Genomic DNA, 13,257 nt, shown 5'->3' on the forward strand with positions numbered 1-13,257 from the left:
TAATCTTTTTTACAATAATTTATTTTAGCAATAAATCACCTTTTCCTATTAACTTATAACTTATGGTAGCTGCAACAAATTTTACCCCCCATTTAAAATACAATTTGTGTTTTAAAGGTTTTTTTAATACAACCCTTAAAATATCAAATTCATTAGTTTTTAAGTATCTATAATTTTTATATAAACTAATATATAAAAACATAAGTGTATCTGTAGATATACCATACTCTTTTAACTCTACAATTCTTTCTTTTAACCTATTGTGAATACTAAATGCTACTTCTTTTGAGAAGTCATTAGATATTGTATTTTCGTGTTGCCTATAGCTAACAAGATATTCATCTAAAAAATGTATTTTGATATCTTTGTCCATTAACATTCTTATATGAAAATCTCTATCTTGACCTTTTAATAAAACTACAGATAATAATTTTTTATTCTTAAGATGTTCTTTTTTCCACATTGGGTCACAGACATACCAACTTCGTTTCAAACGTATAAAATCTTCTAATAAATTAACACTATTAAATGTTCTCTTTTCTTGCCCTACTATATTGGTAATACTATCTTTAAAAAATTCAATTTTAGATATTACACAATTTACATCTTCGTTTTTTAAAAAACACTTTACCTTCAATTCTAAAAATTGACTATACATGATATCATCACTATCAAACCAATTTATATAAAGTCCATTTGCTTTAGAAAAACCATAATTTCTACAACTATTCGCTCCTTTTAATAAATTATTAGGCCTGTTATATATTTTTATTCTAGAGTCTTTATTTCTATATTTTTCTAATAAAACAATCGTTCCATCTGTACTGCCGTCATCAACAACTATACACTCCCAATTTGTATAACTTTGTAAAATAATAGAATCTAAAGTTTCACCAAATAAATCCACTCTATTATAGCTCGGGATTATAATAGAAACTAAAGGGTTCTTATTTTTAGTCATACCTTTTTTATTAAAAATTTATTTAATTAAACTCCAAGTTAATTGTTCATCATCATTAATAGCTACTTTGGCTACTTTACCTAAAACATCATTAAAATGTTCTGCTAAAATTTCACCTGTACCAGGTCTTTTTACCCAAATATTTTCTTTGGTAAAAACATCTCCTTTCTTAATTGGTTTAATCGTACAAATTGTTGCAAAAGCAAAATCTATGGTTACTTGTTCTTCTTTTGCTGGTTCTTTAATTCCTCCACGCATTTTCCACATTAATTCAGCACCTTTAATTAAGTTTTTAGTTTCAATTTCATCCATAGAACAAATGATATCTGGCCCCCTTCTTTCCATATTGTCCGTAAAATGTCTTTCTAAAATACTACCGCCTAAAGCCACTGCTCCTAAACAAGCATGATTGCTTATTGTATGATCTGATAAACCAAAAACTCTATCAGGGAAAGCTTTATGCATTTCTGTCATTGCTCCAAAACGAACTAATTCTGGCGGAGTAGGATATAAGTTTGTAGTATGTAAAATAGCTACAGGAACATTTTGTGCATCAAAAACTGCTAATGCTTTTGTGATACTTTCAATAGTATTCATCCCTGTACTTAAAATTACAGGTTTACCAAAACTAGCAATATGCTCTAATAAAGGATAATTATTACATTCTCCAGAGCCTATTTTATAAGCAGCTATATCCATTTTATGTAAACGATTAGCTGCCGCTCTAGAAAAAGGTGTGGATATAAAAATCATTCCTTTACTCTCTACATAATTTTTAAGGGCTATTTCTTCTTCTTCATTCAAAGAGCAACGCTCCATAATCTCATAAATAGAAACGTCTGCATTTCCTGGAATTACTTTTTTTGCAGCTCCACTCATCTCATCCGCTACAATATGTGTTTGATGCTTTAAAACTTCTACACCTGCTCTAGCTGCTGCATCTACCATTTCAAAAGCAACTTTTAAATCCCCTTCATGATTAATACCTAATTCTGCTACTACTAATGGTGGAAAATCAGGTCCTATTTTTCTTCCTGCTATTTCTATATATGGATTATTCACTTTTATATGTTTTATAATAAAAAGAAGCTAAATTAAAATCTTCTAAAGTATCTATATCAATCTTTGCAAAAGGATGCTCTACTATAAAAGGATAATTCTTTTCTCCTAAAATTTGTTCTTTTAGTATTAATGCTGTTTTTGTGATATATAACAACCCGTTTTCATAATACAACGCTTCTAAATCTTGACTTCTTTGTCCAAACTGATAATTATATGGCACAAATATATTATTTATAATCTTACCTAATTTATGTTTATTTTCACTAACCGTCATTAAACTATCAAAATTTCCATTAATAAGAGAATTAAAAGCATTTTGCAATAACTCTTTTGGTCTTAAAGGGTTTGTTGGTTGTAGTAAAATAACATGATCATATTTTATTTCTAAAGTATCTATAACATGTTTCATTACAGCAACCGTTGTCGTATAATCTCCAGAAATTTCTTTAGGTCTATCAACAACCATTACATCATTTTCTAATGCTATTTTTTTTATCTCTACATCATCTGTAGAAACAACAATATCTATACCTAAATTACTATTTTCTTTAGCGTAATTAATACTATGTACTAATAAAGGAATCCCTTCTAATTCTAATATATTTTTATTCACTAACCTTTTAGAGCCACCTCTTGCAGGAATAATAACTATATTTTTCATATTTTTTTTTCTGGTTTCCAATATATCTTAGTACTTGGTAAGTTTTGATATTCTTTAAATTCTTTAATCGTTAATCTATTAGCATTTTTCACCAATTTAGGAAAATTATATAGAACATCAAACAAAGCTTGAAAAACACCTATTGTTGCTTTAAAATCTCCTTTAAATGTTTTAATTTTTATTTGTTGCCATAAAGTATATGCTAACCTTCTAGGTATTTCTTTTAATGGATAAAATAAAAAGTACAAATACCAACCTGCTCTAAAAGATCTTCTCGATCGAATGATATAATCATTATCTTTTTTTCTTGCTCTTATATTTACTCTATGGTGAATCAATATATTAGGATTATAATAAACAGACCATACTGTTTTTATCAATTGATACGATGCAAAATTTTCCTCCCCATAAAACACAAACCAATCTGGATAATTAGCAATAGAGTTCCATGCTAATTTTCTCCAAACATGTCCACAACCAACAAAACTTTTACTTTTACAGATTTTATTCTTACTTAATTGCAATTTAGGCTCATTAGAACTCCAAAATATTCTCAAATTTTGAACACCACAGTTTGGGTAATTAATAAAACAACTTTCAATCTCTTCTAAAACATTTTTGGATAAAAAACATGCATCATCATCTAATGATATTATATACAATCCTTTTGCTTTGTTATTTAAAATATTTCTATTATGGATTAAACCTTTTCCTTTATTATTAAATAATAATACATGGTTATTGTAATTTTTTTTCAAAAAAACTTGTGTACCATCCGTTGATGCATCATCACAAATAATCAATTCAACATCATTTCTCTGAAATAAGTTCCCTAAAGATATTAACGTAATCTTTAAATCTTCAATTCTATTATAGGTTGTTATAACAATGGAAAATTTAATCATATTAATAGGTTGAATGTAATTCTTTAGGAAGATTCCATTTTTTATAAAATTTTAATTTAAATCTTTTATAAAAAAGTCTCATTAATTTAGTTTTTAATAAATAAAAAAAAAAATTATCTTTTACTATTTCGTTAATTTCATTTGATTTATCTACATTAATTTCATTTTGTAAAGAATAATCAATTTTATCTTTCATCCAAGGTTCTATGATATTTCCCATATGATACGCATAGTTTCCATCGGTTGTTAATCTCCATAAATCTTTTTTAACAGAGGGTCTATCTAAATATTTTCCCTCACTTGCACCTCCTAAAAGATATTCTGTAAATTTAATATCAGAATCAAACAATTCTCTTTTGTAGGTTGCAATAAAATGTCCGTTGCCAATTACAGCTTTAACATTTGAATTTATTTTACTTTTTACAGTTAAATTATATTTTAAATAATCGTTGTTATAATCGTCTTTCCAACCAATACTTTTATAAAAGTTTTTTAAATCTTCCGGATTTTTTACTTTAGTGAATTTTATATTGTTATTAAACAAATTATCATAAATAACATTATACCCTAAATATTCAAATTGTTTAAATTGTGGTACAATTCCGACCACACCTGCTTTTGGAAAATTCTTAAAAACTTCTATTGTTTTAGGCAACCAATTAGGTAAAAACAAGACATCTGCATCGGTAATGGTAATAAAAAGTTCTGAACTACTTTTTATAGCTTTAATTATACTATTTAATTTACCTATTTTTTGTGTATGAATTAAATCTTGAATTTTATTTTCTATAAATAGTTCGTTTAAGTACCCTATTACCTCTTTACAAGAACCATTATTAACAACCGTAATTGCAGAATCTTTAGAAATTGTAGCTAACAAGGTGTCTATACAAACCTTTAAGATATCAAAAGAATCTTTATAATACCCATCCATATTTGGAATATATACGGGTACAATTATCCGATGATTGTATCCTTTTATTTCTCGTTTTATGTTTCTTTGCGGGTTTGTGCCTATTCTCAATTTTTCTGTATTTTAAACGATTTAATTATTGAGTTTATAAAAGAAAGATAATATTTCATTCCGAAACAAATAAAATGAGTATAACTTATTTTAATAAAATAATAAACTCTATATTTATTATTAATATATGATTTTTCATATAATTTTAATAATCTTTTTTGTTGCTCAACATTAAAAAATATTTTTTTATAATGTAATAAATAATAATAGTACTTAAATCTTGCTTTCCATTTTTTATCTGTATTTGTTTTCATTCCTGATATACTAAGGCCTGAAATTCTAACATATACTAATGAATTATTTATTGTAAAAACATTAGAAAAATTAGAAAACTCTAAAACAGCTAAGAGATCTGAATACCATGCTAAAGGCAAATCTTTAAATTTAACATTATCCACATTAGATCTATTAAATATATACTCACTTAAGGAACTTCGGCTCTTTCTAAAAATAAAATCAGTTGACTTTTCAATTACAGGGTGCTTATATAATTTAGAGATTTCTTCTCCAGTTTCATTTATTTTAATAGTTGCATACCTTACTACACTAATATTTTTTTCTTCTACTTTCGTAATATTTTTATAAAATTCTTCAACAACATTTTCCCCTAAAACATCATCATCACCTAAGATCATCACCCATTTTTCATCTTCTAACATTTGCAAGCAGCGTTCCCATTGTTTTACCAATGAAATACCGCCTAAGTTTTCTTCAAATTTTTTATATGTGAAATCAAAAGTACATACTTGTAATAACCTTTCGGGGCAATTTGGACTATTGTCATTTCCTATATAAACCTTAAATCGTTTATCAGTTTGTTTTCCCAAAGATTCTAAAGTATCTCTGAAAAATGTTAATTTGAAGTAAGGAATTACGATTGCTAACATTATTTTTTAAAAATAAAATTTTATTGTATTTGAATATTTAATTTAAAAAAAGTTTGGAGAAAAAGTTTCAGCACATACTTTTTACTTTTTAATTTTCTTTCTGTTTTTTTTTTCTCAAAATTTATTTTATTATTTAAATCATAAAAAGTACCAAGATGTTCTATGAAAAAATCTACATGTTTAATGTTAATATATTTAATCATTTCTTTTTTTTGACTATGATTTAAAGATGTAATCATTGAAACTGTTTTTATTCTATAAAAAAAACATATTTTATTTATTCTATAAACTTCTCCTCCTTTTTTAAGTAATGCAATCCAAAACTCCCAATCTTCAAGACCATAAATCATATTTACATCATAGCCTCCAACATTAATCCAGTCTTTTTTACGATACACTCCTGAGCAAAAAACTATATTTGTTTCAGCTAACTTTTTTAAAGAAAATGACTCCAATTCCCATAATGAATTTATTTCTCCAAATTTTTGAGCTAGACTATATACTAATTTCAAATTTGAGTTTAAATTAAATTGATTCATTGCTAGTGTCAAATAATCAACTGAAATATAATCATCAGCATCTAATGGTAAAATAAACTCTCCCTTAGCAGCTGAAACCCCACTATTTCTTGCTGATGACAAACCTCCATTTAATTTGTAAATATATTTGAACCTTGTGTCTAAAGCCCCCCACTTATTAGCAACTTCTTTTGTATTATCTTGGCTACCATCGTCTACTATAATACATTCCCAATTTGCATAGGTTTGATCTAAAACAGATTGTAAACATTCGTCTAAATATTGCGCTTGATTATAACAAGGTACTATTATTGAAATCAATTCCATTTACCCTTTAATTTTTTTATAAATCTTTCGTAAAATTCGCTCTATTTTAGATTGTTTTTTCAATAATTTTAATTCGTTCTCAACATTTTTAAGTTTATTATAATCCTTAATAAAAAGAGGAAAATCATCTAACAAAACTTGATTTTTTTCTTCATTTGCTAATTTTGGATTTGTACTACTTATACCATCTAAAAAAAAAGTAGTTATAACTTTATCAAAATAATGGAATGAAAAATTAAACTTACATATACCAATCATAAAAAACTTCCAATCTGAAACAATTTTAAGAGATTCGTCATATAATAAAACATCAAAACAGCTTCTTTTAATAAATGTTGCAGGGTGTGGTAATGTATCCTTTAAAAAATAAGAAAACGATAAATCATTAGTATATGGTTTAATCCATGCATTCTCATTATCGGTTGCAATGACATTTATTTTTCCATAATACAAATCTTTATTTGGCATTGTACTTGAAGTTTCTTTAAACTGAAATAAAGCTTTTTCAGAATATAAATAATCTCCACTATTTAAAAACAACAAATATTCTCCAGTAGCTTTAGCAATACCTTTGTTCATGGCGTTATAAATACCATTATCTGGTTCACTTACCCAATACGCAAGCTTATCTACATTATCTACTATAAACTCTTTACTACCATCTTTAGAACCTCCATCTATAACAATGTATTCTATATTGGTATAGGTTTGATCAAAAACACTTTTCATTGTTTTTTTTAAACCTATAACATTATTATAATTAATAGTAATTACAGTAATAACTTTTGTTTTCATTTATTTTTTATCATTTAAAACTAGAATACCTTCTATTTAAGAATCATAAATCCATATTTCTTAAAAGAAAAATCAGATCCCGTTTTACCTACAATTCCTTTAGAAATAACCTTTACATGTTTTGAAATTTTAACTATAAATTCAATGTTTGGGTGTGTAATATCAACATCTAACAAAAGCTCTTGTTTTGTTAATGAATTTGGTAATTTTATAACTTCATTTATTTCAAAAACTCCTTTTTTATAGTTTATTAATTCTCCATTTAAGTGCCCAGGAGCATATAACATCTGTAAATTTTCTTTTTCATCATAAAAACGTACTTCTAAATCCATTATCTTAGAAGTAAGTAATTCTCCTTTTATATTTACATTTAATTCAGAATGTTGTTCATCTACATAAACAACATTCTTACATTGTTTATTAATAGAAATACTTTCTATTAAAATATCTTTGCTTTGATGATTAATACCTTCTATAATACTAGCTACTTGATGTGTATCCATATTTAAATAATGATCTACAGCATCATTAGTTCCACCAATATATACAACCTCACCATTTCCTAACACAATTGCTCTTGTACATAAACTCCTTACTGCAGCCATATTATGACTTACAAACAAAACAGTTCTACCTCCTTCACTAGAAATATCTTGCATTTTACCAATAGCTTTCTTTTGAAACTCAGCATCACCAACAGCCAACACTTCATCCACAATTAAAATATCTGGTTCTAAAAAAGCAGCCACAGCAAATGCTAAACGAACCGTCATACCGCTAGAATAACGTTTAGTAGGTGTGTCTATAAAACGCTCACAACCTGAGAATTCAATAATTTCATCAATTTTAGCATTAATTTCTTTTTTGGTCATCCCTAAAATAGCACCATTTAAGTAAACATTTTCTCGTCCAGTCATTTCTGGATGAAACCCTGTACCAACCTCTAGTAGAGAAGCTATTCTCCCTCTTGACTTTATACTTCCTGTACTTGGACCTGTTACTTTAGATAGAATTTTAAGCAACGTAGATTTCCCTGCTCCATTCTTTCCTATAATACCTAAAACTTCTCCTCGTTTTACTTCAAAATTAATATCCTTTAACGCCCAAACATACTCAGAAGTTGCTTTTGTAGAGCGATCATTGGTTTCCCCTACCTTTAAATAAGGGTCTTCTTTTCCTCTTATAGATGCCCACCATCTATTTAAATCATGGCTAATAGTTCCAGTTCCTAAAGTTCCTAATCGATATTGTTTAGATACATTTTCTACTTTTAAAATAGTTTCACTCATAGTGAATCGTTTTTAGTGAGACTTGAAAGGTGGGCATCGAAAATTTGATGGTAATTCGTCATTATTAATTTATTTTTTTGCTAAATATTTTTTAAAACCTAGTAATAATTTTTTTACTGTTACTAACAATTCTTCTACTTCTACATTAACCTTCACAAACCCTAAACGTAGTGTTATTAAATATTGAGTTTCTAGTTCTGATAAAGAACCTAAAGCAATGTGAATAAATTGTATTAATTCTTTATCTCCTTTTCTAGCTGCTCCTTCCGCAATATTAGATGGTATTGAAATAACGGATCTACGCATTTGGCTAATTAAACCAAATTTCTCTGAATCAGGGATATTTAAAGTTAATTTATAAATAGACGCTACCAAATCCATACTCTTTTTCCAAACATCCAAATCTTTATGATCCATAAACTCTTTTTTAACAATTCCCTTTTATCTATTCACCATTCACTTTTTTATATCGTATCAATAAAGCTTTTTTCTGTTTTGTTAAAAACTAAAATTCCTAATAAAAATACTACAACAGAAGTAATTAAAGTATAAATAACACCAAACTGACTTACAGTTCCTTCTCCTAACATTACAAATCGGCTATATTCTATAATATGTGCTACAGGATTGTAATCTACCGCCCATGTTAAATCATTTTCTTTAAACAAACTATACGGTAAACTTACTAAAGAAACATACATTAGTAATTGCACACCAAAAGAAACTAAAAAAGTTAAATCTCTATATTTAGTGACCATAGAAGAAATAATCATCCCTAAACCTAAACCTAATAAAGCCATACATAGTATTACTATTGGATAGGTTAAAAAGTAAATATTCGGTCTAATTAAACTTCCATTTAAAACATAATACACATAAAAAGCAGCTAATATTCCAAACTGAATTCCAAATTTTAATAAGTTAGAAACCACCACAGACATGGGCATAATAATTCTAGGAAAATATACTTTACCAAATATTGCTTGGTTCTTTTTAAAGGTATCTGAAGTACCGGTTAGGCACTCTTTAAAATAGTTCCAACTTGTAACTCCAGCTAAATTGAACAAAAATGGGGGAATGCCTCCTGTACTAATATTTGCTATGGTATTAAAAACTAAGGTAAAAACTATAGAAGTAAACAATGGCTGAATTAAATACCATAATGGACCTAAAATAGTTTGTTTATAAACTGTTACAACATCTCGTTTTACAAAAAGCATCAACAAATCTCTATACTCCCAAACTTCTTTTAAATTTAAATCGAATAAATTGTTTTTTGGCGTTATTTCAAAAAGCCATTTTTCTTTGTTCATTTAATAATATTTCTGAAAAACAAATATAATTTATTTTATGTTTTGGGGTATTTATATCTGTTATAAATTGTAGTTTTTATACATTTAAAAAACAACTTATAAAATGTCTGCTAAAAAAATAGTGAGGGAAGCGATATTAACAAAATTAATACCGTTGCAAATGTAGTATAAACAGTTGGTTGTGTAAAATTTTTAAACCTAGTTATTTTTTTAATGAATTATAGATGATCTTTTATAGTACAATAATATTGCAGAAATATAAAAAACGCAAAATTCTCTATTCGAAATAACCATGTTACTTTATAAATCATTTAAGAATAATAGTACTCTACAAAAAACTCTCAACCCCCAAATCATAACTCTTTAACCCAAAACCTAAAATAACACCTTTACAAACTGCCGATAAAAAAGAGTGATGCCTAAACGTTTCTCTTTGGTGAACATTAGAAATATGTACCTCAACAACCGGAGTAGTTATACCACTAATAGCATCTGCAATAGCCACAGAAGTATGCGTATAAGCACCGGCATTTAGAACAATACCATCGTAACTAAAACCAACTTCGTGCAATTTATCTATGATAGCACCTTCACTATTAGACTGAAAGTAGTCTAATTCTACATTCTTATACTTTAGCTGTAGTTTTCTAAAATAATCTTCAAAAGTTTCTAAACCATAAATTTCTGGCTCTCTTTTTCCTAATAAATTTAAATTGGGACCGTTTAGTATCAGTAATTTCATAAAACAAAAATACATTTTTTTACATAAAAAAACGGAAGCTTTTCAGCTTCCGTTCATATATAATAAATATCTAACTATTACAGTCCAAACATTACGCCCAAACTAACATTGTTCATCTCTAAACCATCATTTGAAATTCCGGAATAAGAAACATTTAGCTGTGTAGTACCACCAATTTTATAGCCAACTACAGGTCTATAATAAAAACCGCCATCTAAATCTTCACTCAAACCTACTGCATAACCAAGGTTTGCTCCAACTATAAATTTTTCTGAAACATTAAATCTTGCGGCACCAGATATTGGCAAATAAGAAGCATCCGAGACTTCTACTGTTCCAAGTGCAGTATCTATATCTTTTCCAAAAAAATGAGAATACTGAACAGACGGACCTAAGGTAAAACCATCAGCTACAGGAAACATATAATTTAATTCTGCTCCTAATGCTGCTCCATAGAAATCATTGGCATCTCCTGTAGGAATACCTACATTTAACCCTCCGTTTAAAACACCTTCTTGTGCATTTGCTGCACTTACACCCAACATTGTTGCAAAAGCAACTATCAATAATTTCTTCATAATATTTAAATTTTTAAGTTCTATACAAAAGTAAATCAGTACTGCTTTTTACATGAACGGAAAAGATTTAAAAGTTGACTCAAATGATATTCGGTAAATTTTGAGCATAAAAAAACGGAAGCAAATTGCTTCCGTTTTTAATATATATTTAAATAATACTATAGAGCAAACATTGCTCCAACACCAAAGTTAGAAACAGTATTACTATTTTTACTCATACCTGTATAAGTAGCTTGTAACATTACCTTTTCACTAACACTATAACCTATCATTGGTCTGTAATAGAAAGCTCCCTCTTGTCCAGATGGGCTAATTCCAATACCATAACCTAAATCTGCACCAACACTAAATTTTTCTGAAGCAACAAAACGTGCAGCAGCAGCAATTGGAAGAAATCCACTATCTTCTACTTCATAAGTTCCAAGACCATTAATTTCTATATCTTTTCCAAAATAATGTAAATAAGAAATAGAAGGTCCTACTTTAAATGTTTCTGAAACATCAAACAAATAGTTAACTTCTACAGACATAGCAAATGATGAAAGATCACTTGTATCTCCAGTTGGGAAACCTACATTTACACCTCCATTAAGACTACCTTCTTGTGCATTAACAACACCTAATCCTGCAAACGCAAGCGCAGCAATAACTAATAATTTTTGTTTTTAATTATATATCAAAATTAATCAAAAAAAAGAATAATCAAATTATTTTTAAGAATAAAAACAAGAATAATTTAATTTTAATATCGCTAAAAAACATATTTCATAATTTTTAGGTTCTAACAAATTGATAATTAACTTTTAATATCTTTATCCCATGAAATGGCAAAACGCAATTAGAGATTTTCAACTTTTTTTAAGGATAGAAAGAGGGCTTTCTAAAAATACAATTGATAGTTATACGAGAGATTTAGAAAAACTGATGTTGTTTTTAGAGGAAAACGAAATTAACCTCACTCCTATTACTATTGATGAAGAGTCCATTCAGCAATTTATTTATGAAATTGCTAAAAAAGTGAATCCTAGAAGTCAAGCGCGTATTATTTCTGGTTTGCGTAGTTTTTTCGATTATTTAATTTTTGAAGATTATAGAGAAACCAATCCTACAGATTTAATTGAAGCTCCAAAAATTGGAAGAAAATTACCTGATACCTTGTCCGAAGATGAAATTAACAATCTTATTTCTGCGATCGATTTAAGCCATCCGCAAGGCGAAAGAAACAGAACTATTTTAGAAACCTTGTACAGTTGTGGTTTGCGTGTAAGTGAACTCATTACCCTACAAATTTCTGATTTATTTTTTGAAGAAGGCTTTGTAAGAGTAATCGGAAAAGGAAATAAACAGCGTTTTGTACCGATTCATTATGCTGCTCAAAAATATATTTCGAGTTATATAAAAGGTATTAGAGCACATGTACAGCCACAAAAAGGTTTTGAAGATACTGTTTTCTTAAACAGACGCGGAAAAGGCTTGACCAGACAAATGATTTTTATCATTCTAAAAAACCTAGCTATAGAAATTGATCTAAAGAAGAAAATTAGTCCGCATACGTTACGTCATTCTTTTGCTACACATTTATTAAAAAATGGAGCAGACTTAAGGGCGATTCAACAAATGTTAGGTCATGAAAGTATTACCACAACCGAAGTGTATGTGCATTTAGATAAAAGTTATTTAAAAGAAGTGGTAGAAACCTATCATCCTAGAAAATAAAGCCCATCCTAACCTTCCCAAAGAGAAGGAACTCATGCTCTTGAAACTACAATACTGAGTAACTTTATGTGATTTCTCTGCCGAAATTTCAGAATAAAAAAGACAAAACTGAGTAAAAACTATAATCGTGTCACTTCGACCTTTTAAGAGAAGTTTCACAAGAAACTAACACAAGTTTGAGCGACTTTACGGGATTTCTCCTTGCGTCGAAATGATAAATCAGTGTGCTATGCTTTGTATTATTTTTGATAAAGTTAAAAAAATGGTTCTAGATACAATTTCGAAAAAAATAAAAATTACTAAAAAAGAGAGTTTCGAAATAGATTCAAAAATAAAAAAGACTGTCTAAAAAGGTTTAAATCTTGTCATGCTAAACTTGTTTCAGCATCTTTACGTACTGAAATTCAAACACCACAAGAACCTGAAATAAATTCAGGTTGACAAAAAAAACAATTTAAAGACAGCCTTTTTTAGGTTGA

Annotated in this window: 15 protein-coding genes; 1 reads left to right on the top strand and 14 read right to left on the bottom strand. The window is 27.9% G+C overall.

What is annotated here, in order from left to right; genetic code table 11:
- Positions 1-19 precede the first annotated feature (19 nt).
- From WHD08_RS05070 to WHD08_RS05135, 14 genes are all read right to left on the bottom strand, one after another.
- A complete protein-coding gene (locus WHD08_RS05070; RefSeq protein ID WP_208888990.1) occupies positions 20-961 on the bottom strand; it encodes a glycosyltransferase family 2 protein in 942 nt (313 codons plus the stop codon).
- A gap of 18 nt (positions 962-979) precedes the next feature.
- A complete protein-coding gene (locus tag WHD08_RS05075; protein WP_208888989.1) occupies positions 980-2,023 on the bottom strand; it encodes an N-acetylneuraminate synthase family protein in 1,044 nt (347 codons plus the stop codon).
- The gene (locus tag WHD08_RS05080; RefSeq protein WP_208888988.1) at positions 2,016-2,684 is read right to left on the bottom strand and encodes a cytidylyltransferase domain-containing protein; all 669 of its coding nucleotides are present in this window, start codon (positions 2,682-2,684) and stop codon (positions 2,016-2,018) included. The genes WHD08_RS05075 and WHD08_RS05080 overlap by 8 nt, the downstream gene beginning before the upstream one ends.
- The gene (locus tag WHD08_RS05085; protein ID WP_208888987.1) at positions 2,681-3,589 is read right to left on the bottom strand and encodes a glycosyltransferase family 2 protein; all 909 of its coding nucleotides are present in this window, start codon (positions 3,587-3,589) and stop codon (positions 2,681-2,683) included. Before WHD08_RS05085 ends, WHD08_RS05080 begins: the two co-directional genes overlap by 4 nt.
- Position 3,590: 1 nt before the next feature.
- Positions 3,591-4,613: a glycosyltransferase gene (locus tag WHD08_RS05090; protein WP_340833548.1), complete on the bottom strand. Its 1,023-nt coding sequence runs from the start codon at positions 4,611-4,613 to the stop codon at positions 3,591-3,593.
- Positions 4,610-5,500 (bottom strand): glycosyltransferase, encoded by an 891-nt coding sequence (locus WHD08_RS05095; RefSeq protein ID WP_340833549.1) that lies wholly within the window; start codon positions 5,498-5,500, stop codon positions 4,610-4,612. The genes WHD08_RS05090 and WHD08_RS05095 overlap by 4 nt, the downstream gene beginning before the upstream one ends.
- A 20-nt stretch (positions 5,501-5,520) precedes the next feature.
- A complete protein-coding gene (locus WHD08_RS05100; protein ID WP_340833550.1) occupies positions 5,521-6,345 on the bottom strand; it encodes a glycosyltransferase family A protein in 825 nt (274 codons plus the stop codon).
- Positions 6,346-7,140, bottom strand: a complete 795-nt coding sequence (locus WHD08_RS05105) for a glycosyltransferase family 2 protein (RefSeq protein ID WP_208888984.1) — start codon at positions 7,138-7,140, stop codon at positions 6,346-6,348.
- A gap of 32 nt (positions 7,141-7,172) precedes the next feature.
- Complete coding sequence (locus tag WHD08_RS05110) at positions 7,173-8,429, bottom strand: ABC transporter ATP-binding protein (RefSeq protein WP_208888983.1); 1,257 nt, start codon at positions 8,427-8,429, stop codon at positions 7,173-7,175.
- A 69-nt stretch (positions 8,430-8,498) separates the two neighbouring features.
- On the bottom strand, positions 8,499-8,846 hold the full coding sequence (locus WHD08_RS05115; RefSeq protein WP_208888982.1) for a four helix bundle protein: 348 nt from the start codon (positions 8,844-8,846) through the stop codon (positions 8,499-8,501).
- Between the two features lie 47 nt (positions 8,847-8,893).
- Positions 8,894-9,742, bottom strand: coding sequence for an ABC transporter permease (locus tag WHD08_RS05120; protein ID WP_208888981.1), 849 nt, complete (start codon positions 9,740-9,742; stop codon positions 8,894-8,896).
- A gap of 328 nt (positions 9,743-10,070) precedes the next feature.
- Positions 10,071-10,484 carry a type II 3-dehydroquinate dehydratase gene (aroQ, locus tag WHD08_RS05125; RefSeq protein ID WP_208888980.1) on the bottom strand — a complete coding sequence of 138 codons (414 nt, stop codon included), beginning with the start codon at positions 10,482-10,484 and terminating at the stop codon, positions 10,071-10,073.
- Positions 10,485-10,561: 77 nt separating this feature from the next.
- Positions 10,562-11,062 (bottom strand): hypothetical protein, encoded by a 501-nt coding sequence (locus WHD08_RS05130; protein ID WP_165730485.1) that lies wholly within the window; start codon positions 11,060-11,062, stop codon positions 10,562-10,564.
- Between the two features lie 158 nt (positions 11,063-11,220).
- On the bottom strand, positions 11,221-11,592 hold the full coding sequence (locus WHD08_RS05135) for a hypothetical protein (protein ID WP_208888979.1): 372 nt from the start codon (positions 11,590-11,592) through the stop codon (positions 11,221-11,223).
- A gap of 289 nt (positions 11,593-11,881) precedes the next feature.
- On the opposite strand from WHD08_RS05135, the gene xerD reads away from it, so the two are divergent.
- A complete protein-coding gene (gene xerD, locus WHD08_RS05140; RefSeq protein ID WP_208888978.1) occupies positions 11,882-12,778 on the top strand; it encodes a site-specific tyrosine recombinase XerD in 897 nt (298 codons plus the stop codon).
- Positions 12,779-13,257: the final 479 nt, after the last annotated feature.

The organism is Polaribacter sejongensis, assembly GCF_038024065.1.
Lineage (GTDB): Bacteria > Bacteroidota > Bacteroidia > Flavobacteriales > Flavobacteriaceae > Polaribacter > Polaribacter sejongensis.